Raw genomic sequence first — 23996 nt, 5'->3', positions numbered from 1 at the left:
CATTCGCAATGCTTCATGTGAAGTTTAATATCGCGCAGCGCCCTTCAAACGTTCAAAGGCAAAAAAGCGCGGCGCATTCAGGCGAACAGCAGCACGGCGAAACCCGCCCCGATGGCGAGGCACAGCGGGCCGTAATAGCGGCGGTCCAGCGTCAGGAAAGGCTCCTCGGCCTGCCGGTTGCGGAAAAACGCCGTGAAGCTGAGGCTGCCGCGCGCAAGGAATATGACCGTCAGCACCAGTATGCCGAAACGGAGCAGCCCGGCGGGCAACAGCGCCGGAATGATGGACAACTGCATCGGGGCGAGAACACCGGCGGTGAAGATCAGGACGGCAACGACAACTGTCACCCCGCGCGACGGCATTCTGGCAATTCCCTTCGACCCGACCACCGCCCGGGCCAGGGACAGCGGATCGCGTGCCGGCCACAGGCCGCCGAAGCCCCAATAGAGATGCAGGGCCGCGACAATGGTCAGCACGATGAAGACAAGCCATGCCAGAACGTGCGTCATGATCTGCGGGCCCCTGCACGTGCGGCGACAGGGCTGCCGGCTGTTCCCATGAGGGCCAGCGCCGATATCGCAATGAAGACAAGCCACTGCGGCATGTCGGACAGCGTTCCAAGATTGACCAGCGGATAGGCAACGAACAGGGCGGCATAGGCCAGATATTGAAGGACAACGACCCATACGAGCGGGCGGCGCATGGGCGCGCTCACGGCTGCAACAGCGAGCGCAACACTGTTGACGAGCAGGACGGCCGTCGAGGCATGCCAGATCACCGACACGTAGGTCTTGAGGATAACCGGTATATCAGCCGCAAGCAGCGCGTCGTGAACCTCCGGCCCTCCTGCACGGACGTGGATGACCATCGTGACCAGGGATACGAATGCAGCGGCTGCAATCCATTTGCTCATGATACGTCCTTCAATCCAGTCGACCATACGGTGGCGTATATAAACATTGGCGCTTGCCCTCGTCAATACGCCAGCGTATGGAATAGGGATGCCAACCCGAAAGACACTCTCCGCCGAAGACTGGATCAGCGCCGCCTTCCGCGCCCTGGGCGAGGGCGGCGTGCAGGCAATCCGGGCCGAGGCGATTGCCCGCGACCTCAAGGTCAGCAAGGGATCGTTCTACTGGCATTTCAAGGATGTACCGGCGCTGAAGGCGCAGATGCTGGCGCACTGGCAGCATCTGGCCACCGATGCCATCATCAGTGATGTCGAAGCCATCGGGACAACGCCCCGGGCGCAGTTGCAGGCACTGGTGATCGAAGCAACCGGCGTGCCAAGTTCGGCCTATGGCGGCGACCGGACGGAAAGCGCCATCCGCGAATGGGCCCGCCATGACGCCACGACCGCGGCAATCCTCAAATCGGTGGATGAGCGGCGCCTGGCCTATCTCGTGCAGCTTTTCCGGAAGTGTGGCCAGTCCGCAGAGCGGAGCGGGACAAATGCCCGGATTCTCTACGGCGCGCTGATCGGCCTGGAAATTCTGGCATCGCAGGGCCTCGCCGATGTCCGGGCGAGCATGCTTGAACTGCTTGCATATCTTCTGGGGGAAAATCCCGCGGGCAGGACTTCGCCGGGGTAGTCTCGAGCGAGCAGCTGATCATACGGGATTGGATAGGGTGCAGCACTGTCTGCACATCCAATCCCGTTTCAGCTGCCGTTCGTCTTTAAAGGGTCAGACCATGCCGAGGGCGTTCATGTACAGTTCGAGGATCGCCTCTTCTTCCTTGCGCTCGTTCGCATCCTTCTTGCGCAGGCGGACGATCGTGCGGATGATCTTGGTGTCGTAGCCGCGGCCCTTGGCTTCCGCCATCACTTCCTTGATGTCGTCCTGAAGCGTGGTCTTTTCTTCCTCAAGGCGCTCGATGCGCTCGATGAACTGCCGCAATTCCGCAGCCGCAACACCCTCGACACCACCCTGCGGCGCTACATCATCCATGCTCATATCTTGCTCCGTAAAAATTGATTGTGCGACTCGCAAACGCCGCCTCTGCGGTTCCGATGCCCGACCACAGCGCAATGAGTCAAGACAATAGAGTCGGGATGAAGGCGGTTTCGGCCGCCGCTGCGGCGTGGTTCGTCAATGCGACGGCTTGTTGACCTCAAAGGCAGCCTTCTGCGCATCGCTGGCCTCGCGCTGGTGCTTGGCCTGCCATTGCGCATAGGGTTCGCCATAGATGATCTCACGTGATTCATCCTTCGACAGCGGCGCGCCCGCCGCATCCGCCGCCTCGCGGTACCAGTTGGACAGGCAGTTGCGGCAGAAGCCGGCCAGATTCATCAGGTCGATGTTCTGCACGTCGCTGCGCGCGCGCAGATGCTCCAACAGCCGCCGGAACGCGGCCGCTTCCAGCGCGATACGCTGTTCTTCGCTGACATTGCTCATGATCAAACCTCTTCCAGTGGGCCGGTGCGCGAGCCGTATTGCCTGATGACATGTATATCGGGATCGGCGTTGATGGCGTCAAGGATCGGGGCAAGCCGGTCTGCCCACTCCTCGACCCCGGCCTCATCGGCGATCAGGTCCTGCCGCACTTCGATCAGCGCATGGGCAAGGCCCGGCACAATGCAATGCTTGAACATCGTATCGTTGCGCAGCGCGCCGTCATAGGGCTCATTGTCTCCAACCACCAGCTGCGGGTCGGCCTGCAGCGCCGCGATCAGCGGCACGACAGCGCGCGGATCGCTGTCCCAGAGAATGCCCGCATGCCATGGCCGCGGCGCCGTTTTCCAGAAAGCGGTGAACGAGTGAATGGAAATGACCAGCGGTGCCTTGCCGCTCGCCCCGGCAACCCTGTCGATCATGGCCGAGACGGCCGCGTGGTAGGGGCGATAGAAATCATTCACGCGTTTTTGATGCTCGGCCGTCGGCATCGGGTTATTCCCTGGAATGACCGCCCCGTCGGACAGGCGCATGATCAGCGTGGGATCGTCTTCGCCGCGGTTCGGATCGATCAGCAGCCGGGAAAACCCGCCCAGGACAGCCGGAACATCAAGCATTTCAGCCAGTTTGCGCGTCAACGGCTCGACACCGATATCATAGGCGATATGCCGCTCGAACTGCTGCGGCGGCAGGCCGAGCGAGCCGTATTCCTCCGGCAGATCCCGGCGGGCGTGATCGGCCAGAAGCACCAGTCCTTTGTCATTGCTGCCAGGGACGAGATGAAAGGGGGAAAACGGCATGGGAACGTTCTCTTGCGCGATTATTCGGGAGAATTTTTTGTGTTTCATGCCCTGATCGGGAATGCAACCATCAATCTTTTGTCACAGGTCCGCAGGAACGGCATGTTCCGCCCATTAGCGCGTTGACAATGCACGTGAAACTGCGGAAAAGGAGTCTAAGACGGACGGAGGCAATATTGCGCAGGGGCATCATTTTCCGCGCTGACCAGCATCAGCGGACGCGATGGAGCAGCTTTCTAGCGGCTTTTTTATTCATTTTCGCAGCAGGCAGTGTCTTTGCGCCGGAGGAGGCCCATGCGGATTTCCGCGTGTGCAACACCACGCAGAATCTCGTCGGTGTCGCGCTCGGCTACCGGGCGAAGACCGGCTGGATCACCGAAGGCTGGTGGCATGTCAACGCATCCTCCTGCACCACGCTGGTCGTCGGCCCGCTGACCTCGCGCTATTACTACCTTTATGCCGAGGACGCCCAGAGCGGCGGCCGCTGGGATGGCAAGGTCAACATGTGCGTGGCGGAAAACCAATTCAAGATTACCGGTATCAATGACTGTTTTGCGCGCGGGTTTCAGCGGGCGGGATTTCAGGAGTATGATACCGGCGAACAATCAAGCTGGATGGTCCAGCTTACGGAAGAAAATCCTCCCTCAGCTCCAATTGTAACGGATACCCCTCCTCGATGAGACGCCGCCGTAAGGTCAAAATCCTCGCCACACTGGGTCCCGCTTCATCCGACGAAGCGATGATTCGCAAATTGTTCGAAGCCGGTGCCGACGTGTTCCGCATCAACATGAGCCATGCCAGCCATGAACTCATGCGCGAACTGGTGCGCCGCCTGCGCAATGTCGAGAAGGAAGTGGGCCGCCCGATCGGCATTCTCGCCGATCTGCAGGGTCCGAAGCTGCGCGTCGGCAAGTTCGCCGAGGGCAAGGTCGACCTCGTTCCCGGCCAGGTCTTCACGCTCGACAACAATGAAGCGCTGGGCGACAACACGCGCGTCTTCCTGCCGCATCCGGAAATCCTCGAAGCCGTCGAAGCCGGCCACCGCCTGCTGATCGATGACGGCAAGCTGGCGCTGGTCGCCGAGGCATCCGATGGCAAGTCGATCACCTGCCGCGTGGTTTCCGGCACCAAGATATCAGACAAGAAGGGCGTCAGCCTGCCCGACACGACGCTGGGCGTTGGCGCCCTGACGGAAAAGGACCGCCGCGATCTCGATGCCGTGCTGCAAGAGGAGGTCGACTGGGTGGCCCTGTCGTTTATTCAGCGGCCGGAGGATCTTGCCGAAGTGCGCAAGATCTCGCGCGGCCGCGTTGCCCTGCTCTCGAAGATCGAGAAGCCGCAGGCCGTCACCCGCCTTGCGGAGATCATCGAGCTTTCCGATGCGCTGATGGTCGCCCGCGGCGATCTTGGCGTTGAAATGCCGCTGGAAGCCGTTCCCGGCATCCAGAAACAGATCATCCGCGCCTGCCGCCGCGCCGGCAAGCCGGTCGTCGTCGCCACGCAGATGCTGGAATCGATGATCACTGCGCCGGTCCCGACCCGCGCCGAAGTGTCCGACGTGGCAACGGCCGTGTTCGAAGGCGCCGATGCCGTGATGCTGTCGGCCGAATCGGCGGCCGGCGACTACCCGGTCGAAGCGGTCTCCACCATGGCCCGCATCGCCGAAGAGGTCGAGCGCGACCCGAACTATCCCGGCATCATCCATGCGCAGCGCCCCGAGCCGAATGCAACCGGTGCGGACGCCATCTCGCTTGCCGCACGGCAGATCGCCGAAACGCTGAACCTGTCCGCCATCGTCACCTATACCGCATCCGGCACCACGGGCCTGCGCGCGGCGCGTGAACGGCCATTGCTGCCGATCATCGCCCTGTCGCCGGTTGTCGAGACGGCGCGCAAGCTCTCGCTCGTCTGGGGCCTGCACTGCGTTGTCACGGAAGATGCAACCGATCTTGACGACATGGTCGACCGCGCCTGCCACATCGCCTATCAGGAAGAGTTCGGCAATCCCGGCGACCGCATCATCATCTCGGCCGGCGTGCCGCTGCGCACGCCCGGCTCGACCAATATGCTGCGCATTGCCTATATCGGCTCGGATGGGCTGACAGGGATTTAAAAACCATCATTCGGACTGGCGGCGACAGGCCGCCGGTCTGAAAACCCGAAAATCAGGTACGCTGACCCGTCAGCTCCTCGGCCAATTGGCCCGCCTGCTTCTGCGCTTCGCGCATCATCGGATAGACTGCAAGAACCTGCTCGAAGGCATGCAGGGCGCCTTCCTTGTTGCCGGTATCCTTGAGGATGGCCGCCAGCCCCGCCAGTGCCCCGAAATGACGCGGCTCCAGCGACAGCGTCTTCTGGATATCGGCCATCGACCGTCCGTAATCATTCATCAGGAAATTGACCGTGGCGCGCCGGTTCCAGCCTTCGGCAAAATCCGGCTTCATCACGGTGACCTGATCGAGAAAATCCAGCGCGACGGCATATTTCTTTTCCGTCATGGCAAGGGCCGCCCACTGCATCATCAGATCGACGGTCGCACTGCCGGAATTCTGCCATTGCGTCTGGATCTGTTCGGCGATGCGGGTGGCCTTGGCTTCATTGCGCTCGCGCTTCAGGGCAAAGAACAATTCATCGAGGCGGGCAGAGCGCTTTTCCGCCAGGGTCTTGCCGGGCAGCGAGGCCGCCTGTGGCGCAGCCGCTGGGACGTCCGTCCCGGATGTTTCCTGCGCCAGTGCCAGCGCCGGCGACATCATCAGGAAAGATCCGATAAAAAATGCAAAAACGTTCCGCATGATACGGATCGTAGTCCGTATCAGCGAAACGTCAAATGCAAATAACCGTGAAACGGTAAATCAGCCCTGGCGCGCTTTGAAACGCGGCGCAGTCTTGTTGATGATGTAGATGCGGCCCTTGCGGCGCACCAGCTGATTGTCACGATGACGGCCTTTGAGAGCCTTGAGCGAATTCTTGATCTTCATTTCAGCACCGGTATCTTTACGCCCGAAACCGGGCACCAATAATAAAGCGCGCCTCTGGAGCGCGCCGGAAACACGTTGCGGGGAAATAGCCAAGGATTGCCCCGATTGTCAACTCCCGACTCATGATTCATATGGCGATTCATGCATCGGGAGTGAATTTATTTGTCCCTAGAGCCGCTTTGTAATGCGCGTGACGTGGCCCATCTTGCGGCCGGGACGTGCATCGGCCTTGCCATAGAGATGCACGACGGCCCCGCTTTCCGCCAGAATCGCCGGCAGTTTCGCCACATCGTCGCCAATGAGATTTTCCATCACGCAATCGGAATGGCGCCGTGTATCGCCGAGCGGCAGCCCGGCAACCGCACGGATATGCTGCTCGAACTGCGAGACCGCGCAGGCGGCTTCCGTCCAATGGCCCGAATTGTGCACGCGCGGCGCAAATTCATTGGCCAAAAGCGTCCCGTTGGCCAGCACGAAGAACTCCATGCCGAGGACGCCGACATAGTTGAGCGCCGCGAGCAGCTTGTGTGCCGAATCGGCCGCGAGCCCGGCGATGGTCGACGACACGGACGCCGGCACGGTCGAGGTCGCCAGAATGCCGTCCCTGTGCACGTTCTCGGCAATGTCGTAGATGCGGATATTGCCCGCCGCGTCGCGCGCCGCGATCACCGAAATCTCGCGGGTGAAATCGACCAGCCCTTCCAGAATGGAGGGAACGCTGCCGATGGCGGCAAAACCCGCCTTGGCGTCTTCGCCCTTGGCGCCGGAAAACTTGACCTGGCCCTTGCCGTCATAGCCGAAGCGGCGGGTCTTGAGGATGCCCTTGCCCTCGAAGGCGAGAAGCGCCGCTTCCAGATCGCCCTCGTTTTCGACAATACGCCATTGCGCTGTCGGGATGCCGGCCTTGTTGAGGAAACGTTTCTCGGTCACGCGGTCCTGCGACACTTTCAATGCCTCGGGCGGCGGAAAGACCGGCGTGGTTTCATTCAGTGTCTCGGCCGCATCAACCGGCACGTTTTCAAATTCATAGGTGATGACATCGCTCAGCTCAGCCAGGCGCTCCAGCGCATCTGGATCATCATAGGCCGCAACGATCTGCTCATTGGCGACCTGTGCGGCCGGACAATCCGCCTGCGGTTCGAGAATGACGGTGCGATAGCCCAGACGCGCCGCTGCCATGGCGAGCATGCGGCCGAGCTGTCCTCCGCCGATAATGCCGATAGTCGATCCTGCTGCAATCATCTCATGCCTCGTCAGATGGCCGTTCGGCGACCTTTTCGCTCTGCGCCGTGCGCCAGCCGTCCAGCCGTTTTGCCAGTGCGGCATCGTTCAGCGCCAGAACAGCCGCAGCCAAAAGGGCGGCATTGACCGCACCGGCACGGCCGATCGCCAGGGTGCCGACGGGAATGCCGGCCGGCATCTGGACAATGGACAGAAGCGAATCCTGCCCGGAGAGGGCTTTTGATTCCACCGGCACGCCGAACACCGGCAGCGGCGTCATCGAAGCGGCCATTCCCGGCAGATGGGCGGCACCGCCCGCACCGGCAATCACGACCTTGAAACCGGCATCGCGGGCGCCCTTGGCAAAGGCAACCAGGCGGTCCGGCGTGCGGTGGGCGGAAACGATGCGGTCATCGTGGGAAATACCGAGCGCATCAAGTGTCTCGGCGGCGTGGCGCATGGTTGCCCAATCGGACTGGCTACCCATGATGATTGCGACGTCAGCGCGTTTATCGGCCATTGAACATCCTCTGATCAGCGGAGCGTGCAGGGATTAACGGAAAAGCGGAGACGCTGCAAGTTATCGGCAGCCCGCCGGTCATGACCTGTTGAAAATCAGGCAATAATGTCTGGGATGATCTTGTCTTCAAGCTCGATGAGCTTGTCCTTGATGATGAGCTTCTTCTTTTTCATCCGCTGGATTCGAAGCTGGTCGCAACCAACCTGGATCATCGCTTGTATGGCGGCATCAAAATCCAGATGCTCCTGTTTCAATCGTGCGACTGCCAATCGAATGTCAGCCTGATCCTGGTCGGACATGCAGTGATTCCCGGTATTTTGTTCTAGAAGAATCCAATGTCTGGTCCGGCGTTCGAGAATACCGGATCAGCACGTGGCAATACCATATTTTACATGACAAGAAAATCCTACGAAACAAATTCGACAATTGCTTCAAGTGGTGGCAGAGTGTCACGGCTCTGTCATAATCTCGCCCTTTGGCAGGCAGAGCATGAACGAGTAGGAAACCAACCAAGGGAGAAGCCGGATGGCCATTGAGTCTCATCTTGAAACGCTTGAACGTAAGCATGGTGCACTCGAGAAGGAAATCTCCGAAGCGCTGGCAAGTCCTGCCACCGACGATTTGAAGATCACCGATATGAAACGCCGCAAGCTCATGCTGAAAGAGCAAATCGAAAAACTGAGATCGACCGCCACGCGCCATTAGAGCCTTTGGCCGACAGACGAAGAATTTCAGCCGGTTGCCGGAGAGGCAACGGGGCTGGCACTAAAACAAAAACCCGGTCAGAGACCGGGTTTTTTATTGGCCGGACGACGCACGGCCATCATTCGCTCCAGAACTGATCCAGCCATAAATTCAGGTGAAAGAAGCCGCTGTCGTCGACGGCATAAATCCGGCGTGTCCCCTCGGCCTTGACCTTGACCAGTTGCGCATCCAGCAGCGCCTTCAGGTGCTGGGATACCGCAGGACGCGAAATGGGCAGACCAAGCGCCAGTTCATTCACGGTCTTGGGACCGCGCCGTAACTCTTCCAGCAGATAGCGGCGGTTCGGATCGGAAATGGCTGCAAATGCGTCGGTTTCGGCCATGCCGAATAGTCGTTTTAAACTGCCGGCAATGTCAACGCATTTTGTACGAAAAACGCCGGAACATCAGTCCGGCTGGGCTTCCGCCCTGGGATCGAGCTTGATGCCCTCGGGCGTTGCCCGTTCCGACGGAACGGTCTGGAAATTGTCCCGCATCGCAATCGGCATGGCCGCCCGCATGCGCGAGCGGATGATGGCATGGGTCATGATCGAGACATGTGCCAGCGCGGTGATCGCAAACAGGCCCTCGGGCGCAACATATTCCATGGCCCAGGCGCCGAGGATTGGACCGACCATGGTGCCGAAACCATAGAGCAGCAGCAGGCCGCCGGTCACCTTGACGAAATTCTGCGAGTCCGAATAGTCGTTGGCATGGGCCACGGCCACCGGATAGAGCGTATAGGCCAGTCCGCCATAGATCGCCGTCATGAACAGGATGACTGTTGCCTGTCGCGAGCCGATCAGGAAGATCAGCATGCCGATGATCGCCGCCGCACCGGCGACGAAAGCCAGGACATAGCGCCGGTCGGTGCGGTCGGACATGCGCCCGACCGGGATCTGCATCAAAGCGCCGCCCATCACCGACGCGCTCATCATCAGGGCGATTTCCGTGGTGGTGATGCCCGTCGCCGCGCCATAGACGGCGCCCAGCGTGCCGAAGGCGCCGTTGGCAACGCCGATCAGCATGCAGCCGACAAAGGCAACCGGCGAATTGCGGTAGAGCGCCTTGAGGTCAAGCTGCACTTCCGTCAGCGGTTTCGGGCTGCTGGCGGTGGAAATGGCCGTCGGAATCAGCGCCAGGCAGAACAGGACCCCCGTCAGCATGAAAAAGGTGCCGTTATGCACGTCGCCGAAGCCGATCATCATCTGGCCCGCCGTGATGGAGGCAAAGTTCACCACCATGTAGAGGCCGAAGATCTGACCGCGGTTGGCATTGGTCGCCCGCTCGTTCAGCCAGCTTTCGATCACCATATAGGCGCCGGCCATGGCAAAGCCGGTCAGCGCCCGCAGCGCGATCCAGGCGGTGGCCTGCACGAGGATACCGGTCATCAGCGCAACAATGGCGGCAATGGCGGCAAAGGCGCTGAATGCCCGGACGTGGCCGACGCGGCGCACCAGGCGCGGCGCCAGCAGGCAGGCGGTAATGAACCCGCCGGCCCAGGCGGTACCGAGAAGACCGAGCGATGTGGTGGAAAAACCCTCCGCCCCGCCGCGCAGCGGCAGCAGGAGCCCGTGCAGGCCCGAGGCCATGACCAGGAATGACGTGCCACACAAGAGGGCGAAGACCTGAACGAACGAACGGAACACAGCGATACCCCAATGCTTGGACGGATGCCGGCAAACAAGCCGGTACAGGCCCGTCTCGATCAGCAATGCGGAGACATCATGACATCCGCATCATTTACGTTCCGTTTCAGCGAAAAAGTGCTTCCGCCGCCAGCTTGCTGCTGCCCTTGCGCGTGCGCTCTTCCTCAAGCCGGGTGATTTCCGCCCGCAGGATGCCGATGCGCTCGTCCAGCTCGGCGACGGAAAGCAGAGAAAGTTCCTGCCCGATCTCGTGGGCAAGCCTGCGTTTCGGTTCCTCGTCGAAAAGTGACATCATGTCCTCCACTTGCCGCTTTATGCTGAAAGGATACAGTCCCCACGCTTCGAATTGCAAATCATTCAAGCGAATCAACTGAAGGAGAGCATGTCCATGGCCAGTAAAATTCCGACGACGATGACCGCGATCGAGATCACCCAGCCGGGCGGTCCGCTGGTCCTCAAGCCGGGAAAGCGCGGCGTTCCGGAAGCAGGACCGAATGAACTTCTGGTTCAGGTGCATGCGGCTGGCGTCAACCGGCCTGACGTGCTGCAGCGCCAGGGTCATTATCCGCCGCCACCCGGCGCATCGGACATTCCTGGCCTTGAAATTGCCGGTGACGTGGTCGCCGTGGGCAGCGCCGTCACGCGCTTCCGCCCCGGCGACCGGGTGACGGCACTGGTGGCGGGCGGCGGCTATGCCCAGTACTGCACCGTGCACGAGACCACGGCCCTGCCGATCCCGGCGGGATACGGTTTCATCGAAGCCGCCGCCCTGCCCGAAACCTTTTTCACCGTCTGGCACAATGTCTTCGAACGGGGCGGCCTGAAGAGCGGCGAGACATTCCTCGTGCATGGCGGCACATCCGGCATCGGCACCACGGCGATCCAGCTTGCCAGCGCATTCGGCGCCTATGTCATCACCACGGCTGGTTCCGATGACAAATGCGAAGCCTGCCTGAAGCTTGGCGCCGACCGGGCCGTCAACTACCGCACGCATGATTTTGTCGATGCGGTTAAGGAAGCCACCGGCGGCAAGGGCGTCAACCTGACGCTCGATATGGTCGGCGGCGATTATACCGAGCGCAATTACGACGCTGCTGCCGTCGACGGGCGGATCGTGCAGATTGCCCATCTCAACGGCGCCAAGGCCACCGTCGATGTGTCCAAAATCATGATCAAGCGGCTGACCCACACGGGATCGACCCTGCGGGCACGCCCGGTCGAGTTCAAGGCCGGCATTGCACGGGAACTGGAGCTGAAGGTCTGGCCCCTGCTGGTGCAGCGCCGCGTCGCGCCAGTCATCGACATGGTCTATCCATTCCACGAGGCGTGGCGCGCGCATGAGCGCATGGAGGAAGGCAAGCATGTCGGCAAGATCGTTCTCGACGTCAGCTGACATGCCTCAAGCAAAAGGCCGCACAGCAAGCGCGGCCTCCTGCAAGCGTTGCGGACGGCTCAGTTTGCCGCGCTGACCTTGCCGATGCCGAAGAACAGCGTTTCGCCGGATGAGCCGTCGACGCCGTCATTGTCGGTGACCGCATAGCCATTGCCGGCGACATCGACGGTAAAGCCTTCCAGCTTGTCGACGATATAGCCATTCGTGCTCTTCAGGTCGGCGATGAAGTCGCGTGCCAGCGTCTTCTCGGCAACCGGCAGCTTTTCGCCGAGCTTTGCCGGTTTCAGCCCGTCCAGCGCCACGCGATAAAGCTTCTTGTTGACCGCCTTGTCGCCAATCAGATTGTCGCGTTCGACAATGTAGAGCTGGCCGTCATGGGCGGTGATTTCGGAAAGGCCAACCCAGCCATCGCCGCTCTTCTTGTCCAGCGGATAGGAGACGGCACCCCAGCTCTTGTCCTTGACGGTGTAGCTCAGGAGCTTGACGAAGCCTTTTTCATCATCCTTCCATTCCCGCTGCACGGCCATCCACAGAACGGTGGCATCGCCTTCGCCGACGCGGGTGATCCCTTCCAGCCCGAAACGGGTCTGATGCGGCAGCAGCTCTTCGGGAAGTGCGATTTCCTTCTTGATCTCGCCCTTCTCGTTGACGTTGAAGATCGCATGCGGCACCAGCTTGGACTGGTCGCCTTCATTGGCAAGCCAGAAGCCGCCCGCGCCGTCGGTGGTGATGCCCTCGAGATCGAGCTTCTGGGCCGGCTGGCCGCCGCGCGTGACCACCAGTGCCCGGGTGATCTTCGCCGGTGTCTGCTTGGCATCGATGGTGTAGATGGTGGGCGCAGCGGAATAGAACGAGTCCGAGACCGCATAGAGCTTGCCCGCCTCCTTCAGGTCTGCAACCAGGCCCGACAGCGCACCCCAGCCCAGCGGCGTGCCATCATCCTTCGATGCCGACACGATCTTCGGATAGGCCGGTTCCTGGTCTTTCAGCTCATAGATCATGACATGGGAACGCGCGCCGCCATCCGCGACCAGATCGGATTCATTGGCGGTGACGAACAGATTGCGCGAGGGAATGGCAAGAATGCCTTCCGGGGCGATGCCCGATGGCAGCAGCTGCACGAATTCCGGGTCCTTGCCGGTATCCTTGTAGACGCCGACGACAGAGGCGCGCTCGCTGGCAACGAAGATGTAGTTCGTGTCGCCATATTGCGCGACTTCGGCACCTTCAAGTTCGACGCCCTTCTTGTTGCGCTTGTCGGGATAATGGCCGGCCGCCGCAATCCTGTGCTCCAGCGAGGGCCCGGATTCGTAGAGAACCTTGCCATCGGTGGAGAAGATCGTGAAGCTGCGCGAACCGCCCTTGTAGTCGCCTTCATTGGCCACGAGAATGCGGTCATTCCCCAGCCATTTCACGGTATCCGGCTCGCGCAGGACGCCCTTCATGCTGCCGTCGAATTTCAGCGCGCCGTCGTTCTTGACGTCGATCTTGTCGAGGTCGACCGTACCGGCGGAGAAATGCGAGGTGATCTTGCCGCTGGCCGCATCGATGATCGCGATGTGGTTGTTTTCCTGCAGGGTGACGGCGATCTGGTTGTTCGCGTTGATCGATACGAATTCCGGCTCGGCATCCTCCGGGGCGATGTCGGCGAGACCGGTCAGAGTGACCGTCTTCATGCTCGTGCAATCGGGCGCGCCATTCTTCAGCGAGAAAATCTTGAGATCGCCGGAGGGAAGCTGCGGCAGCTCGCCATCATTGAGCTTTTCATCGCGCTCGTTTTCGATGGCAACGGCAGCAAAGGTCCTGTCGGGCGACACGGCGACCGAATCCGGCTGACCGCCGAGATCACAGCTCGTCAGCACCTTGCGCGCCGCAAGGTCGATCACGTCAAGCCGGCCGGAGGGATTCTTGTGGTCCTTGGAGGTGTTGACCGCAGCCAGCACCATGGCGCCGGCAACCGCGACGGATGTCGGCTCGCCTTCGACCTTCAGCAGGCCGCCCGCCTTGGGTTTGGCGGCGTCGGTGATATCGATGAAGCCGATGGCGCCATAGGGGCTGTCCGAATAGATCAGCGTCTTGCCGTCTTCCGAGGCCGTGATGATTTCCGAAGACGTCGGCTTGGACTTGTCTGCATCCTTGGGCAGGTTGTCAGCAACCGGGAAGCTGGCGATCCGGTTGAAAACCGGTTCGGCAGCGGCTGGCAGGGCAACGGAAGCGGCCAGAGCGGTCCACAGTCCGATGCAAAGGGTCTTGCGCGGCATTGTTGAATCTCCTCTTGTTTACAAGGGATCACTTGCCCGCGGGCGTTGCAGCGGCATGACAATTTCATGACAGTTTGATGAAACCAGTAATTGCATTCGGTTGCTGCTAAAACCGATTCTTGCTCAATCGGGAATTTACCGCTATATAACGCCTCGAATTCCCGGAAATTGTGGTTGAACCCACGTCCCGCCTCACCGGAACGGACGAACGAGAGGACTATATTCAATGGCCACCCAGCTTCTCATGCCAAAGGCAACGGCCGTCTGGCTTGTCGACAATACCGCTCTGTCTTTTGACCAGATTGCCGCCTTCTGCAAACTGCACCCGCTCGAGGTGAAGGCGATTGCCGACGGTGAATCCGCCCAGGGCATCAAGGGGCTGGACCCGCTGATGACCGGCCAGCTCTCGCGCGAGGAAATCGCCAGGGGTGAAGCCGATATCAATCACAAGTTGAAGATTCTCGAGCCGAAGGTGCGTGTGCCGGAAGCCAAGCGCAAGGGACCGCGCTACACGCCGCTGTCCAAGCGCCAGGATCGCCCGAACGCCATCCTGTGGCTGGTGCGCAACCATCCTGAACTGAAGGATGCGCAGGTTTCGCGCCTCATCGGCACGACGAAGTCGACCATCGAGCAGATCCGCAACCGCACCCACTGGAATTCCAACAATCTCCAGCCGATGGACCCGGTGACCCTCGGCCTGTGCTCGCAGATCGATCTCGACCTTGAGGTCGAGCGTTCTTCCCGCAACCGTCCGGTCCAGCCCGGCGAAGGCGGCGATACATTGCTGCCGGCATCGGCCACGGAAAACCTCGACATCCAGCCAGCCGTCCGCGAAGAGGACGAAGAGCTTGATGCGGACAAGGTTTTCGCCAAGCTGTCCTCGCTCAAGGGCCGCAATGCGGACGAAGACGAAGACGAATAAACCGGACGATTGCCTTGACGGGCAGTCCCGGAATCGAGAAAGCTCCGCCTCCGGTGGAGCTTTTTTCTTTTACGGGAGGTACAGCCTTGCTGCCGGTATTCGAGACAGACCGTCTTTTCCTGCGCCCGCGCACCGCAGCTGATATCGAAGCCTGCATGGCCATGGACCGCGACCCGGAGGTGACGAAATATCTGCCGGGGCCCTGGCAGGACCCCGAGGCGCACCGCCGTTTCGTCACCGCGCGCATGGAGGCCGATTTCGGCCCCGGCCTCGGCTACTGGTCGATCTTCGCCAGAGAGCAGCCGGACCTGTTCCTCGGCTGGGTGCTGCTGATCCCGGACGATGCGGTGGGGCCGGATATCGAAATCGGCTGGCGGCTCAATCGCCACGCCTGGGGCAAGGGCTATGCCACGGAAGCGGCGCGGCCGCTCGTCGTGCATGCGTTCGAGCAGGTCGGCGTCGAACGCATCATCGCTGCGATCCATCCCGAGAATGCCGCCTCTATCCATGTGGCGCAGAAGATTGGCCTCAAGGCCGCCGCCGATGGCATCCCATACCGGTGCTTTGCCATGAGCCGGGAGGATTTTGCCGCCGCGCGCGCAGCCTTCTAGGATGCCTTCTTGGCATCGGGCGCTTCGCTGAGTTCCATCCGCCGGTAGAAATCGGCCAGCGTCTTGCCGCGCTCCTGCCGGAAGATGCGTTGCGCCTTCTCGGCCCGGGTGATCCGGTCGATGCGGAATGTACGGAAATCATTGCGCAATTCGCACCAGCTGATCACGGTCCAGACCTTGCCCCAGAACCACAGACCGAGCGGCCTGATGTCCCGTATGCTTTCCTTGCCGTCCATGTCCTTGTAGGCCACGGACAGCACCTGGCACTGGTCGGCGGCGTTCTCGGCAAGATCGATCATCGCCCGGTCGTGGCTGCTGATATTGGTTCCCGACGAATGAATGTGCGTGTTGGCAATGCGCGGGCGGTCATCCTTGGGCAGGACAGCCCCGATCTTGATGATGGCTTCTTCCGCCGCGCGCGCCATGGAAGCGCCGCCCCAGGCGGTTATCAGCCGGGCGCCTGCAACCAGCGCGACCACCTCGTCGCGCGTGAACATCAGCGGCGGCAGGTCAAAGCCTTCCCGCAGGATATAGCCGACCCCCGCCTCGCCGTCGATCGGCACGCCGGTGGACTGGAGGTCGGCAATATCGCGATAGATGGTGCGTTCAGACACTTCGAGCTTTTCCGCCAGCTGGCGTGCGGTAACCAGCCGCCCGCCCCGGAGTTTCTGTACGATCTGAAAGAGACGGTCTGCGCGGCGCATCCTGTTAATCCTTCACGCTGCCTGATACTCGCGCGCAATAAAGCTGCGCATCCCGGCAATCTGTCCCGCCTGCTCCGGCAGGAACGCTTCGAGAAATTCCGTGGCAAAAGTGCCCGGTGCCGATCCGGCGGCGCTGACAATATGCGCGTCACGCACCGCATGGGGCACATCCTGATACAGGGAGGAACCGGCATAGTCCCCGATCTGGGACTGTATCCAGCCTGCGCCGTTGCTGGTGTGTCTACGGCCTTCGAAAACACCCGCGCGGGCAAGAGCCAGCGTCCCGCCGCAGATGCCGCCGACAATGCCGCCGCGCGACAGAACCGAATGCAGCAGCGGCGCAATGTCAGGAGCATCCTCCGACGGCCAGGTGTTGGCGCCGATCACTGCAACCGCGTCCAGATCGGTATTGTCCAGCGGATCGAGCCCGCGATCCGGCACGAGATGCAATCCGCCAATGGACCTGAGGGGACCGGCCGCCGGCGCCAGGGCAACCACCCGCGCACCGAACCATTCGACGGCCGATCCTGAAAGCAGACCGAACTCCCAATCGGCAAACGCATCGATGAATACAAGGCCGATTGTCTTTTTCTGGTCCATTGCTGTTGCTCCCTTTCGGCGCTGCTGATCAGTATTCTAGCTTGAAATGTCCGTTCTGGCTTGTTTTTCCGGTTGCCGTATGGGCCGGACGCCGTGAACGGGCGGATGGGCGGACAGCGCCGGCATTGTCATTGCCGGCGATCTCCTTCATTGAATTGCGGCGTGCCAGACGTTCCGCATAGGCATCCGGCCAGCCGATATCCTTCAGCAGATAGTCCGGAAGTGCGCTGACGGAGCGTTCAGTCCGCATTTCGTCACGCACATGTGCATAATGTGACCACAGGCGCCTGACTGTTCCGACGATTCCAAAATCAACCATATTCATGACCCTGTCTCCTTTGCTTACGGAGACACTATCGCACACCCCTCCTGACAACCTTCTGTCAGGAGCCTGTCAGCAGGGGCAGGAAAGATGCGGCCCGGAATTGATGGGGACAGGATGATCGCGCGGGCGGTCAACCGGCGGGAATGCCGATGCCCCTGGCGTTGAGCACGGCCTTGATCTCGTCGAGGATGGCGGGATCGTCAATGGTGGCCGGCATGTTCCATGGCTCCTGATCGGCAATCTTCTGCATCGTGCCGCGCAGGATCTTGCCGGACCGGGTTTTCGGCAGCCGCTTGGCCGTCACCGCGATCTTGAAGGCCGCAACAGGGCCGATCCGCTCGCGGACCAGGGCGACGCATTCCTGCTCGATATCCGCCGCCGCGCGGGTGACCCCCGATTTGAGCACGATGAAACCGCAGGGAACCTGGCCCTTCAGATGATCGGCGATGCCGATGACGGCGCATTCCGCCACGTCGGGATGGCTTGACAGCACCTCCTCCATCGACCCCGTCGACAGGCGGTGCCCGGCGACATTGATGATGTCGTCGGTACGGCTCATGATGTAGATGTAACCGTCCTCATCGATGATCCCGGCATCGGCGGTTTTGTAATAGCCGGGGAATTCCGCCATATAGGCGTCGCGGAACCGCTGGTCGGCGTTCCACAGCGTCGGCAGGCAGGCGGGCGGCAGGGGCAGCTTGACCACGATATTGCCCAGTTCACCCCGCTTGACCGGGTGTCCGGCGTCATCGAGCACCTGCACGTCATAACCGGGCATGGGCACGGCCGGCGACCCGTATTTGACCGGCAGCATGCCCAGACCCGCCGGATTGGCCGCCATGGCCCAGCCGCTCTCCGTCTGCCACCAATGGTCGATGACGGGAACGCCCAGCTTTTCCTCGGCCCATTTGATCGTGTCCGTATCCGCCCGCTCGCCCGCCAGAAACAGATATTGCAGCGAGGACAGGTCATATGTGCCGATGAACGTGCCTTTCGGGTCTTCCTTCTTGATGGCCCGGAACGCTGTCGGCGCGGTGAACAGCACCTTGACCTTGTGCTCGGCGATCACCCGCCAGAATGTGCCGGCATCGGGCGTTCCCACCGGCTTGCCTTCGAACAGGACGCTTGTCGCGCCGATGAACAGCGGCGCATAGGCGATGTAGGAGTGGCCGACCGCCCAGCCGATATCGGAGGCGGCCCAGAACACGTCGCCCGCAGCCGTGTCATAGACCGCGCCCATCGACCACGCCAGCGCGACGAGATGGCCGCCATTGTCGCGCACCACGCCCTTCGGCTGGCCCGTGGTGCCCGAGGTATAGAGGATATAGAGCGGATCGGTTGCCTTCACGTTCGCGCAGGGCACCTTTCGTCCGCTGGCGGCAGCAACGGCCGCGGCATAGTCGATATCACGCCCGGCAACCAGTTCGTGCGGTTGTTGCGGGCGCACGAGAATGAGACAGGAGGAAACCTTGTGCGCCGCCTGTTCGATGGCCTTGTCCAGCATCGGCTTGTAGGCCACCACCCGGCCCGGCTCAAGGCCGCAGGAGGTGGCGATGATCATCACCGGCTTGGCATCATCGATGCGCGTGGCCAGCTCGTGGGCGGCAAACCCGCCGAAAACAACCGAATGCACCGCGCCGATGCGCGCGCAGGCCAGCATGGCCACCACCGCTTCGGGCACCATCGCCATGTAGATGATGACGCGGTCACCCCGGGCGACACCCCGATCGGTCAGCACCGCCGCCAGCGCGTTCACCTCGTCAAGCAAGGCGGCATAGGTGATCTTGCGGCCCGTGCCGGTCACCGCGCTGTCATAGATCAGGGCGGCCTGATCGCCCCGGCCGCGCTCCACATGACGGTCGACGGCGTTGTAGCAGGTGTTGCACTCCGCCCCCGGATACCAGCGGCCATAGGGCTGGTGCGTGGCATCGAAGACCTGTTCCCACGGCCGCGACCAGTCGATGGCCTCGGCGGCCCTGGCCCAAAATCCCTCCGGATCGGACTGCCAGTCCCGGTAGACCTGTGCATAGCGTGATGTCATGAATATCCTCCCAGATGACGTACCTTCCCCAATGTGCGCCCCGGAGTCAAAGGCGGATTTGACAATTGGCGCGGGATCACACACTTGTCGGATCCCCATCCACCCCTTCCCTCAGGCGGCAGGCTTTGTAACGACGATGCTCAAGATTCTGCCGCTGCTGCTGATCGTCCTGATGGCGCTGCACCTGATCAAGCCATTGGGCTGGCCCGGCATGAAGAAGCGCGGGGATTTCTGGAAAATCGCCGCCGGAGCGATATTTGCCATGCTGGTGGTCGTGGTGCTGAGCCACAGCGGGTTATGAGTTTGCTTCGCCTTCGCGCGCGGTAGCTTCCCTCACGGTGAGATTAAGCACATAGGGCACGAGATGTTTCGCCCAGGCATCGTAGCCGAGTGCGGAGGCATGGAAACCATCGCTGGAAAAGCCTTCGGGGCCTTCCACCGGCAGCCGCGGCGCCGGTATTGCCATGCGTTCGCGGCAGAGCCGCTCGCCCATGGCGTTGATGGCACTGGCCCGCCCTTCCAGAATGCGTCCGAGCAGCGGCGGCATGGCGGGCACGTCGCGGAAATCAATGACCGGTGACCAGACGACCGAGGTCTCCGGCCACTTTGCCTTCAGCGCATAGAGCAGCCCGCCGAATTCCTTCTTGAAGCGGGCGACCGAATGAAAGTTCTTGGTGTCGTTGGTGCCAGCAGTCAGAACGATATGGGTCCACATGCCCCGCTCGATATTGGGCACCACGTGATCGCGCAGCTGGCCCGATGTCGCCGAATTGAACCCGGCGGCGCGCCAGATGATCTTGCGTCCCGTCCGTCCCTGCAGATGCACGGCAAGCCGCACGCAGAGGCTTTGCCAGACATCGCTCACCCCGACACCGGCGGCCGAGGAATCGCCCAGCACCAGCAGGCGGATGGCCGGTTCCTTGCCCGCGATCTCGCCCACGGGAAAGGCTGGCGGCGGCAGCATGCGTTCGGTCTTCAGGCGCACGGCAATGCCCTGCCACGCATAGACCGGGAACAGCAGCCAGCTGACAAGCGGATGGAAAGCCGATGGTTTGGTCAAACAGTCCTCACAGCACACAAAAAAGCCCGGACCTCAATCAGGCCCGGGCTCTATGAGAGCTGTTTTTGGATAAGAAACGCTTAAGCGGCCTTTTCCAGGTCCTTTTTCCAGCCGCCGGTTGCGGCAAGACTGTTCATTTTGGCGCGGTGCGCGAAGGCGCGCTGACCGGCTGCAACGTTTTCCGGCTTGCCGTTCCAGGCGCTCAGGGCAGCGGCCTGCAGGGCGCGGCCATAGGAGAATGTCAGCTTCCACGGCAGATCGTGCGCAGCATTCATGGCCGAGAGATGCGCCGTTGCTTCTTCATCCGACTGGCCGCCGGACAGGAAGGCAATGCCGGGCACGGCGGATGGAACCGTCGCCTTCAGGACACGCAGGGTCTGCTCGGCCACCTGTTCGACCGAAGCCTTGCGGGCATTCTTGCCGTCGATGACCATGTTCGGCTTGAGAATCATGCCTTCCAGCACGACGCGGGCATCGTAAAGTTCGGTGAAAACCGTCTTCAATACCCATTCGGTCACGTCGTAGCAGCGCTCGATCGTGTGGGTACCCGGCTTGCCGTCCATCAGCACTTCCGGTTCGACGATCGGCACGATGCCGGCTTCCTGGCAAAGGGCGGCATAACGGGCGAGAGCCTGTGCGTTCTGCTTGACAGCACCCCATGTGGGCAGGGCGTCCGAAATATTGATGACACCGCGCCATTTGGCAAAGCGCGCACCCAGTCTGTAATATTCGGCCAGCCGCTCGCGCAGGCCATCGAGGCCTTCCGTGATGGTCTCGTCGGCAAACCCGGCGAGGCTCTTGGCACCGGCATCGACCTTGATGCCAGCAATGCTGCCGGCCGCTTTCAGGATCTGCACGAAAGGCGTGCCGTCCTTGGCATTCTGACGCAGGGTTTCATCATAGAGAATGACGCCGGAGATGTAGTTCTTCATGGCATCGTCCGAGCGGAACAGCATTTCGCGATAGTCGCGGCGGCTATCGGCTGTCGATTCCAGCCCAATCGTATCGAACCGCTTCTTGATTGTTGCGGTACTTTCATCCGCAGCAAGCAGGCCCTTGCCGCTGGCAACCATTGCAATCGCGATATCTTCCAGGCGTTCGCTCATAGATCATGCACTCCGTTTCTAGTGGTCTGGCCCATACCAGAAGCTCATATCAAACGAAATGGCAGTTCAAGCCTTTGAAACGATTGAAATTTTTTCAACCGATTTAACAGGATAACATTTTCTGTTCTTCGTTAATCCGGGGCCTTGGCAGACCCCGGATCACGCCTTCAACAGGCCATCAGCGCTTGAGGACATCGACACCCGGAAGCGGCTTGCCTTCCATCCATTCAAGGAAGGCGCCGCCCGCGGTCGACACATAGGTCAGATCATCGGCAATACCGGCATGGTTGAGCGCCGCCACCGTGTCGCCACCACCGGCAACCGAGACGAGATGGCCGGACTTGGTGCGCTCGGCCACATGCCGCGCCGCGGCAACGGTTGCCTTGTCGAACGGTGTCAGCTCGAAAGCGCCGAGAGGACCGTTCCACACCAGCGTTGCCGCATCATCGATGGCACCCTTGATGCGCTCGATCGACTGCGGCCCGACATCGAGGATCATGCCATCCTCGGGAATGGCATCCAGACCATAGGCATGGAACGGCGCATTGGCTTCAAAATGCCAGGCAACGATGGCGTCAACCGGCAGGATGATGGTGCAGTTGGCCGCCTGCGCCTTGGCCATGATCTCGCGGGCCGTGTCAGCCAGGTCATGTTCGCACAGCGATTTGCCGACCTTGACGCCCTGCGCCGCCAGGAATGTATTGGCCATGCCGCCGCCGATCACCAGCGCATCGACTTTCTCGACGAGATTGCCGAGGAGATCGAGCTTGGACGACACCTTGGCGCCGCCGACAACGGCCACCACAGGGCGCTTCGGATTGCCGAGGCCGCTTTCCAGTGCTTCAAGCTCCGCCTGCATGGTGCGGCCCGCATAGGCCGGCAGCACATGCGCCAGACCTTCGGTCGAGGCATGGGCGCGGTGCGCGGCGGAAAACGCGTCGTTGACGTAGATATCGCCATTGGCGGCCAATGCCTTGACATAGGCCGGATCGTTCTTTTCTTCGCCCTTGTGGAAACGGGTGTTTTCCAGAAGCAGTATATCGCCGTTCGCGAGCTTGGCGACGGCTTCTGCCGCCTTGTCGCCGATGCTGTCCTCGGCGAAATGCACGTTCTGGCCAATCACCTTGGCAACCGCATGCGCGATGGGCTTGAGGCTGAATTCCGGCGTCGGTCCATCCTTCGGGCGGCCGAAATGCGCAAGCAGGATGACCTTGGCGCCCTTTTTCGACAATTCAAGGATGGTGGGCGCGACACGCTCGATCCGGGTGGCGTCGGTTACGTGGCCGTTGGCAACCGGCACATTGAGGTCGACGCGCAGAAGAACGCGTTTTCCCGCAACATCGGCATCATCGAGTGTCTTGAAAGCTGGCATGGTGATTACCCCTCATCTGAATTTGCCAGCACCCCCCTCTGGGCTACCGCCCATCTCCCCCACAAGGGGGGAGATCACATTGGCATTGGTGTTATCGCTCATCGTCACATTCGATAATGTGCTTCAACAAATCTGAAAGCTGATCTCCCCCCTTGTGGGGGAGATGTCCGGCAGGACAGAGGGGGGTGTAAACGCCTGCCGTTCAACTCATACCGGAGCAAGCGTCTCAGATGACCTTGCTGAACGCGACGGCCGTGTCGGCCATGCGGTTCGAGAAGCCCCATTCATTGTCGTACCACGACAGGACGCGCACGAATGTTCCTTCCATCACCTTGGTCTGGTCAAGATGGAACACGGATGAATGCGGGTCGTGGTTGAAATCGATCGAGACATTCGGCGCATCGGTATAGCCGAGGATACCCTTCAGCTTGCCGTTGGCGGCGGACTTGATGGCATCGTTGATTTCGGCAACCGTGGTCGCGCGCTTGGCAACGAACTTGAAGTCCACGACCGAGACATTGGGCGTCGGAACGCGGATCGAGCTGCCGTCGAGCTTGCCGTTGAGTTCCGGCAGGACGAGACCGACAGCCTTGGCAGCGCCGGTCGAGGTCGGGATCATCGACAGGGCAGCCGCGCGGCCGCGATAGAGATCCTTGTGCATGGTATCGAGCGTCGGCTGGTCGCCGGTATAGCTGTGGATCGTGGTCATGAAACCATGATCGATGCCGACAGCTTCGTTGAGCACAAATGCAACCGGGGCAAGGCAGTTGGTGGTGCAGGACGCATTGGAAATGACCAGGTGTTCCTTGGTCAGCTTGTGATGGTTCACACCGAACACAACCGTCAGGTCGGCACCGTCAGCAGGCGCCGACACGATGACGCGCTTGGCGCCGGCTTCAAGATGGGCGGCCGCCTTGTCGCGCGCCGTGAAAATGCCGGTGCATTCCAGCGCAATATCGACGTTAAGCTCTTTCCACGGCAATTCTGCCGGATTGCGCACGGCAGTGACCTTGATGGGGCCCTGGCCGACGTCGATGGTATCGCCGGAAACCGTTACCGTGCCGGGGAAGCGGCCATGCACGGAATCATAGCGCATCAGATGCGCATTGGTCTCGACCGGACCCAGATCGTTGATGCCGACAACCTTGATGTCGGTGCGGCCGGATTCGATAATGGCGCGAAGAACATTGCGGCCAATGCGGCCAAACCCGTTGATTGCAACGCGAACTGTCATTTTTTAGTTTCTCCTTGGGGGTAGTGAGGAGCCCTTGATGAATGGTGTGAAGCGGTAGACCCG

The 23996-nt window shown here is 61.1% G+C and carries 30 protein-coding genes; 8 read left to right on the top strand and 22 right to left on the bottom strand.

All coding sequences use genetic code 11. The annotated features are described in order from the left end of the window. Positions 1-77 precede the first annotated feature (77 nt). Together ACTJJ7_RS08325 and ACTJJ7_RS08320 are read right to left on the bottom strand one after the other, a co-directional pair. Positions 78-509 carry a DUF3995 domain-containing protein gene (locus ACTJJ7_RS08325; RefSeq protein ID WP_440966509.1) on the bottom strand — a complete coding sequence of 144 codons (432 nt, stop codon included), beginning with the start codon at positions 507-509 and terminating at the stop codon, positions 78-80. After that, positions 506-913 carry a hypothetical protein gene (locus tag ACTJJ7_RS08320; protein ID WP_165401871.1) on the bottom strand — a complete coding sequence of 136 codons (408 nt, stop codon included), beginning with the start codon at positions 911-913 and terminating at the stop codon, positions 506-508. Before ACTJJ7_RS08320 ends, ACTJJ7_RS08325 begins: the two co-directional genes overlap by 4 nt. Before the next feature lie 88 nt (positions 914-1001). Between ACTJJ7_RS08320 and ACTJJ7_RS08315 the strand changes: the two genes are divergently transcribed. Then, positions 1002-1592, top strand: coding sequence for a TetR/AcrR family transcriptional regulator (locus tag ACTJJ7_RS08315; protein WP_440966508.1), 591 nt, complete (start codon positions 1002-1004; stop codon positions 1590-1592). A gap of 93 nt (positions 1593-1685) precedes the next feature. On the opposite strand, the gene ACTJJ7_RS08310 is transcribed toward ACTJJ7_RS08315, so the two are convergent. The 3 genes from ACTJJ7_RS08310 to ACTJJ7_RS08300 form a co-directional block, all read right to left on the bottom strand. Then, the gene (locus ACTJJ7_RS08310) at positions 1686-1955 is read right to left on the bottom strand and encodes a DUF2312 domain-containing protein (RefSeq protein ID WP_175540565.1); all 270 of its coding nucleotides are present in this window, start codon (positions 1953-1955) and stop codon (positions 1686-1688) included. A 135-nt stretch (positions 1956-2090) separates the two neighbouring features. Continuing rightward, positions 2091-2396: a DUF1244 domain-containing protein gene (locus ACTJJ7_RS08305; RefSeq protein WP_440966506.1), complete on the bottom strand. Its 306-nt coding sequence runs from the start codon at positions 2394-2396 to the stop codon at positions 2091-2093. Between the two features lie 2 nt (positions 2397-2398). Then, complete coding sequence (locus tag ACTJJ7_RS08300; RefSeq protein WP_440966504.1) at positions 2399-3193, bottom strand: N-formylglutamate amidohydrolase; 795 nt, start codon at positions 3191-3193, stop codon at positions 2399-2401. Between the two features lie 176 nt (positions 3194-3369). Between ACTJJ7_RS08300 and ACTJJ7_RS08295 the strand changes: the two genes are divergently transcribed. Continuing rightward, complete coding sequence (locus ACTJJ7_RS08295; RefSeq protein ID WP_425350453.1) at positions 3370-3873, top strand: DUF1036 domain-containing protein; 504 nt, start codon at positions 3370-3372, stop codon at positions 3871-3873. Next, positions 3870-5306, top strand: coding sequence for a pyruvate kinase (gene pyk / locus ACTJJ7_RS08290; RefSeq protein WP_440966502.1), 1437 nt, complete (start codon positions 3870-3872; stop codon positions 5304-5306). The genes ACTJJ7_RS08295 and pyk overlap by 4 nt, the downstream gene beginning before the upstream one ends. Positions 5307-5358: 52 nt before the next feature. On the opposite strand, the gene ACTJJ7_RS08285 is transcribed toward pyk, so the two are convergent. From ACTJJ7_RS08285 to ACTJJ7_RS08265, 5 genes are all read right to left on the bottom strand, one after another. Continuing rightward, positions 5359-5985, bottom strand: a complete 627-nt coding sequence (locus ACTJJ7_RS08285; protein ID WP_440966500.1) for a hypothetical protein — start codon at positions 5983-5985, stop codon at positions 5359-5361. 60 nt (positions 5986-6045) lie between these two features. After that, positions 6046-6171: a type B 50S ribosomal protein L36 gene (gene ykgO / locus ACTJJ7_RS08280; protein WP_091880250.1), complete on the bottom strand. Its 126-nt coding sequence runs from the start codon at positions 6169-6171 to the stop codon at positions 6046-6048. A gap of 168 nt (positions 6172-6339) precedes the next feature. Continuing rightward, positions 6340-7413, bottom strand: a complete 1074-nt coding sequence (locus ACTJJ7_RS08275; RefSeq protein ID WP_105734404.1) for a 5-(carboxyamino)imidazole ribonucleotide synthase — start codon at positions 7411-7413, stop codon at positions 6340-6342. A 1-nt stretch (position 7414) separates the two neighbouring features. Further along, positions 7415-7912, bottom strand: coding sequence for a 5-(carboxyamino)imidazole ribonucleotide mutase (gene purE, locus ACTJJ7_RS08270; RefSeq protein WP_105734403.1), 498 nt, complete (start codon positions 7910-7912; stop codon positions 7415-7417). A gap of 95 nt (positions 7913-8007) precedes the next feature. Further along, the gene (locus ACTJJ7_RS08265; protein WP_008128260.1) at positions 8008-8211 is read right to left on the bottom strand and encodes a YdcH family protein; all 204 of its coding nucleotides are present in this window, start codon (positions 8209-8211) and stop codon (positions 8008-8010) included. Positions 8212-8437: 226 nt separating this feature from the next. Here ACTJJ7_RS08265 and ACTJJ7_RS08260 point away from each other — a divergent pair, with 226 nt between their 5' ends. Beyond that, positions 8438-8617 (top strand): YdcH family protein, encoded by a 180-nt coding sequence (locus tag ACTJJ7_RS08260; RefSeq protein WP_105734402.1) that lies wholly within the window; start codon positions 8438-8440, stop codon positions 8615-8617. Positions 8618-8735: 118 nt separating this feature from the next. On the opposite strand, the gene ACTJJ7_RS08255 is transcribed toward ACTJJ7_RS08260, so the two are convergent. The 3 genes from ACTJJ7_RS08255 to ACTJJ7_RS08245 all read right to left on the bottom strand — a co-directional run bounded on the left by ACTJJ7_RS08255 (position 8736) and on the right by ACTJJ7_RS08245 (position 10596). Then, on the bottom strand, positions 8736-8999 hold the full coding sequence (locus ACTJJ7_RS08255; RefSeq protein ID WP_105734401.1) for an ArsR/SmtB family transcription factor: 264 nt from the start codon (positions 8997-8999) through the stop codon (positions 8736-8738). A 63-nt stretch (positions 9000-9062) separates the two neighbouring features. Beyond that, positions 9063-10304 carry an MFS transporter gene (locus tag ACTJJ7_RS08250; RefSeq protein WP_440966579.1) on the bottom strand — a complete coding sequence of 414 codons (1242 nt, stop codon included), beginning with the start codon at positions 10302-10304 and terminating at the stop codon, positions 9063-9065. 106 nt (positions 10305-10410) lie between these two features. After that, positions 10411-10596 (bottom strand): DUF1192 domain-containing protein, encoded by a 186-nt coding sequence (locus ACTJJ7_RS08245; RefSeq protein ID WP_130271573.1) that lies wholly within the window; start codon positions 10594-10596, stop codon positions 10411-10413. A gap of 96 nt (positions 10597-10692) precedes the next feature. On the opposite strand from ACTJJ7_RS08245, the gene ACTJJ7_RS08240 reads away from it, so the two are divergent. Next, positions 10693-11697 carry an NAD(P)H-quinone oxidoreductase gene (locus ACTJJ7_RS08240; protein WP_440966496.1) on the top strand — a complete coding sequence of 335 codons (1005 nt, stop codon included), beginning with the start codon at positions 10693-10695 and terminating at the stop codon, positions 11695-11697. A gap of 59 nt (positions 11698-11756) precedes the next feature. Here ACTJJ7_RS08240 and ACTJJ7_RS08235 read toward each other — a convergent pair whose 3' ends face one another. Next, a complete protein-coding gene (locus ACTJJ7_RS08235; RefSeq protein ID WP_440966494.1) occupies positions 11757-13958 on the bottom strand; it encodes an esterase-like activity of phytase family protein in 2202 nt (733 codons plus the stop codon). Positions 13959-14184: 226 nt separating this feature from the next. Between ACTJJ7_RS08235 and ACTJJ7_RS08230 the strand changes: the two genes are divergently transcribed. Next, entirely contained in the window at positions 14185-14880 is a 696-nt protein-coding gene (locus ACTJJ7_RS08230) for a DUF1013 domain-containing protein (protein ID WP_105734398.1), read from the top strand. 86 nt (positions 14881-14966) lie between these two features. After that, positions 14967-15491, top strand: a complete 525-nt coding sequence (locus ACTJJ7_RS08225; protein ID WP_105734397.1) for a GNAT family N-acetyltransferase — start codon at positions 14967-14969, stop codon at positions 15489-15491. Here the strand turns inward: ACTJJ7_RS08225 and ACTJJ7_RS08220 are convergent. The 4 genes from ACTJJ7_RS08220 to ACTJJ7_RS08205 all read right to left on the bottom strand — a co-directional run bounded on the left by ACTJJ7_RS08220 (position 15488) and on the right by ACTJJ7_RS08205 (position 19161). Then, a complete protein-coding gene (locus tag ACTJJ7_RS08220) occupies positions 15488-16195 on the bottom strand; it encodes a helix-turn-helix transcriptional regulator (protein WP_105734396.1) in 708 nt (235 codons plus the stop codon). The genes ACTJJ7_RS08225 and ACTJJ7_RS08220 overlap by 4 nt on opposite strands. A 12-nt stretch (positions 16196-16207) precedes the next feature. After that, positions 16208-16795 carry a DJ-1/PfpI family protein gene (locus ACTJJ7_RS08215; protein WP_440966491.1) on the bottom strand — a complete coding sequence of 196 codons (588 nt, stop codon included), beginning with the start codon at positions 16793-16795 and terminating at the stop codon, positions 16208-16210. Positions 16796-16823: 28 nt separating this feature from the next. Then, positions 16824-17120 (bottom strand): DUF1127 domain-containing protein, encoded by a 297-nt coding sequence (locus ACTJJ7_RS08210; protein ID WP_105734394.1) that lies wholly within the window; start codon positions 17118-17120, stop codon positions 16824-16826. Between the two features lie 130 nt (positions 17121-17250). Beyond that, entirely contained in the window at positions 17251-19161 is a 1911-nt protein-coding gene (locus ACTJJ7_RS08205; RefSeq protein ID WP_105734393.1) for a propionyl-CoA synthetase, read from the bottom strand. A 136-nt stretch (positions 19162-19297) separates the two neighbouring features. On the opposite strand from ACTJJ7_RS08205, the gene ACTJJ7_RS08200 reads away from it, so the two are divergent. Beyond that, positions 19298-19462: a hypothetical protein gene (locus tag ACTJJ7_RS08200; protein WP_165401873.1), complete on the top strand. Its 165-nt coding sequence runs from the start codon at positions 19298-19300 to the stop codon at positions 19460-19462. Here ACTJJ7_RS08200 and ACTJJ7_RS08195 read toward each other — a convergent pair. The 4 genes from ACTJJ7_RS08195 to gap form a co-directional block, all read right to left on the bottom strand. Further along, positions 19457-20221, bottom strand: a complete 765-nt coding sequence (locus tag ACTJJ7_RS08195; protein ID WP_130271050.1) for an SGNH/GDSL hydrolase family protein — start codon at positions 20219-20221, stop codon at positions 19457-19459. The genes ACTJJ7_RS08200 and ACTJJ7_RS08195 overlap by 6 nt on opposite strands. A gap of 80 nt (positions 20222-20301) precedes the next feature. Beyond that, positions 20302-21327, bottom strand: a complete 1026-nt coding sequence (locus ACTJJ7_RS08190) for a class I fructose-bisphosphate aldolase (RefSeq protein ID WP_440966488.1) — start codon at positions 21325-21327, stop codon at positions 20302-20304. Positions 21328-21505: 178 nt separating this feature from the next. After that, positions 21506-22699 carry a phosphoglycerate kinase gene (locus ACTJJ7_RS08185; protein WP_130271054.1) on the bottom strand — a complete coding sequence of 398 codons (1194 nt, stop codon included), beginning with the start codon at positions 22697-22699 and terminating at the stop codon, positions 21506-21508. Between the two features lie 226 nt (positions 22700-22925). Next, positions 22926-23933 carry a type I glyceraldehyde-3-phosphate dehydrogenase gene (gap, locus tag ACTJJ7_RS08180; RefSeq protein WP_105734389.1) on the bottom strand — a complete coding sequence of 336 codons (1008 nt, stop codon included), beginning with the start codon at positions 23931-23933 and terminating at the stop codon, positions 22926-22928. Positions 23934-23996: the final 63 nt, after the last annotated feature.

Origin of the sequence: Phyllobacterium sp. 22229, from assembly GCF_052056495.1 — a bacterium.
GTDB lineage: Bacteria > Pseudomonadota > Alphaproteobacteria > Rhizobiales > Rhizobiaceae > Phyllobacterium > Phyllobacterium myrsinacearum.
The sequence above is the reverse complement of the archived record's forward strand: the minus strand, read 5'-3'. Positions and strand labels throughout refer to the sequence as shown.

Bases quoted from the DNA above. Each gene is read 5' to 3' on its own strand.
- ACTJJ7_RS08205 (WP_105734393.1), bottom strand. From the start codon at position 19,161: ATGACATCACGCTATGCACAGGTCTACCGGGACTGGCAGTCCGATCCG.
- ACTJJ7_RS08230 (WP_105734398.1), top strand. From the start codon at position 14,185: ATGGCCACCCAGCTTCTCATGCCAAAGGCAACGGCCGTCTGGCTTGTC.
- ACTJJ7_RS08275 (WP_105734404.1), bottom strand. From the start codon at position 7,413: ATGATTGCAGCAGGATCGACTATCGGCATTATCGGCGGAGGACAGCTC.
- ACTJJ7_RS08285 (WP_440966500.1), bottom strand. From the start codon at position 5,985: ATGCGGAACGTTTTTGCATTTTTTATCGGATCTTTCCTGATGATGTCG.
- ACTJJ7_RS08240 (WP_440966496.1), top strand. From the start codon at position 10,693: ATGGCCAGTAAAATTCCGACGACGATGACCGCGATCGAGATCACCCAG.
- gap (WP_105734389.1), bottom strand. From the start codon at position 23,933: ATGACAGTTCGCGTTGCAATCAACGGGTTTGGCCGCATTGGCCGCAAT.
- ACTJJ7_RS08300 (WP_440966504.1), bottom strand. From the start codon at position 3,193: ATGCCGTTTTCCCCCTTTCATCTCGTCCCTGGCAGCAATGACAAAGGA.
- ACTJJ7_RS08220 (WP_105734396.1), bottom strand. From the start codon at position 16,195: ATGCGCCGCGCAGACCGTCTCTTTCAGATCGTACAGAAACTCCGGGGC.
- ACTJJ7_RS08315 (WP_440966508.1), top strand. From the start codon at position 1,002: ATGCCAACCCGAAAGACACTCTCCGCCGAAGACTGGATCAGCGCCGCC.
- ACTJJ7_RS08305 (WP_440966506.1), bottom strand. From the start codon at position 2,396: ATGAGCAATGTCAGCGAAGAACAGCGTATCGCGCTGGAAGCGGCCGCG.
- ACTJJ7_RS08185 (WP_130271054.1), bottom strand. From the start codon at position 22,699: ATGCCAGCTTTCAAGACACTCGATGATGCCGATGTTGCGGGAAAACGC.
- ACTJJ7_RS08245 (WP_130271573.1), bottom strand. From the start codon at position 10,596: ATGTCACTTTTCGACGAGGAACCGAAACGCAGGCTTGCCCACGAGATC.
- ykgO (WP_091880250.1), bottom strand. From the start codon at position 6,171: ATGAAGATCAAGAATTCGCTCAAGGCTCTCAAAGGCCGTCATCGTGAC.
- ACTJJ7_RS08325 (WP_440966509.1), bottom strand. From the start codon at position 509: ATGACGCACGTTCTGGCATGGCTTGTCTTCATCGTGCTGACCATTGTC.
- pyk (WP_440966502.1), top strand. From the start codon at position 3,870: ATGAGACGCCGCCGTAAGGTCAAAATCCTCGCCACACTGGGTCCCGCT.
- ACTJJ7_RS08210 (WP_105734394.1), bottom strand. From the start codon at position 17,120: ATGAATATGGTTGATTTTGGAATCGTCGGAACAGTCAGGCGCCTGTGG.
- purE (WP_105734403.1), bottom strand. From the start codon at position 7,912: ATGGCCGATAAACGCGCTGACGTCGCAATCATCATGGGTAGCCAGTCC.
- ACTJJ7_RS08215 (WP_440966491.1), bottom strand. From the start codon at position 16,795: ATGGACCAGAAAAAGACAATCGGCCTTGTATTCATCGATGCGTTTGCC.
- ACTJJ7_RS08265 (WP_008128260.1), bottom strand. From the start codon at position 8,211: ATGTCCGACCAGGATCAGGCTGACATTCGATTGGCAGTCGCACGATTG.
- ACTJJ7_RS08260 (WP_105734402.1), top strand. From the start codon at position 8,438: ATGGCCATTGAGTCTCATCTTGAAACGCTTGAACGTAAGCATGGTGCA.
- ACTJJ7_RS08235 (WP_440966494.1), bottom strand. From the start codon at position 13,958: ATGCCGCGCAAGACCCTTTGCATCGGACTGTGGACCGCTCTGGCCGCT.
- ACTJJ7_RS08255 (WP_105734401.1), bottom strand. From the start codon at position 8,999: ATGGCCGAAACCGACGCATTTGCAGCCATTTCCGATCCGAACCGCCGC.
- ACTJJ7_RS08190 (WP_440966488.1), bottom strand. From the start codon at position 21,327: ATGAGCGAACGCCTGGAAGATATCGCGATTGCAATGGTTGCCAGCGGC.
- ACTJJ7_RS08200 (WP_165401873.1), top strand. From the start codon at position 19,298: ATGCTCAAGATTCTGCCGCTGCTGCTGATCGTCCTGATGGCGCTGCAC.
- ACTJJ7_RS08320 (WP_165401871.1), bottom strand. From the start codon at position 913: ATGAGCAAATGGATTGCAGCCGCTGCATTCGTATCCCTGGTCACGATG.
- ACTJJ7_RS08310 (WP_175540565.1), bottom strand. From the start codon at position 1,955: ATGAGCATGGATGATGTAGCGCCGCAGGGTGGTGTCGAGGGTGTTGCG.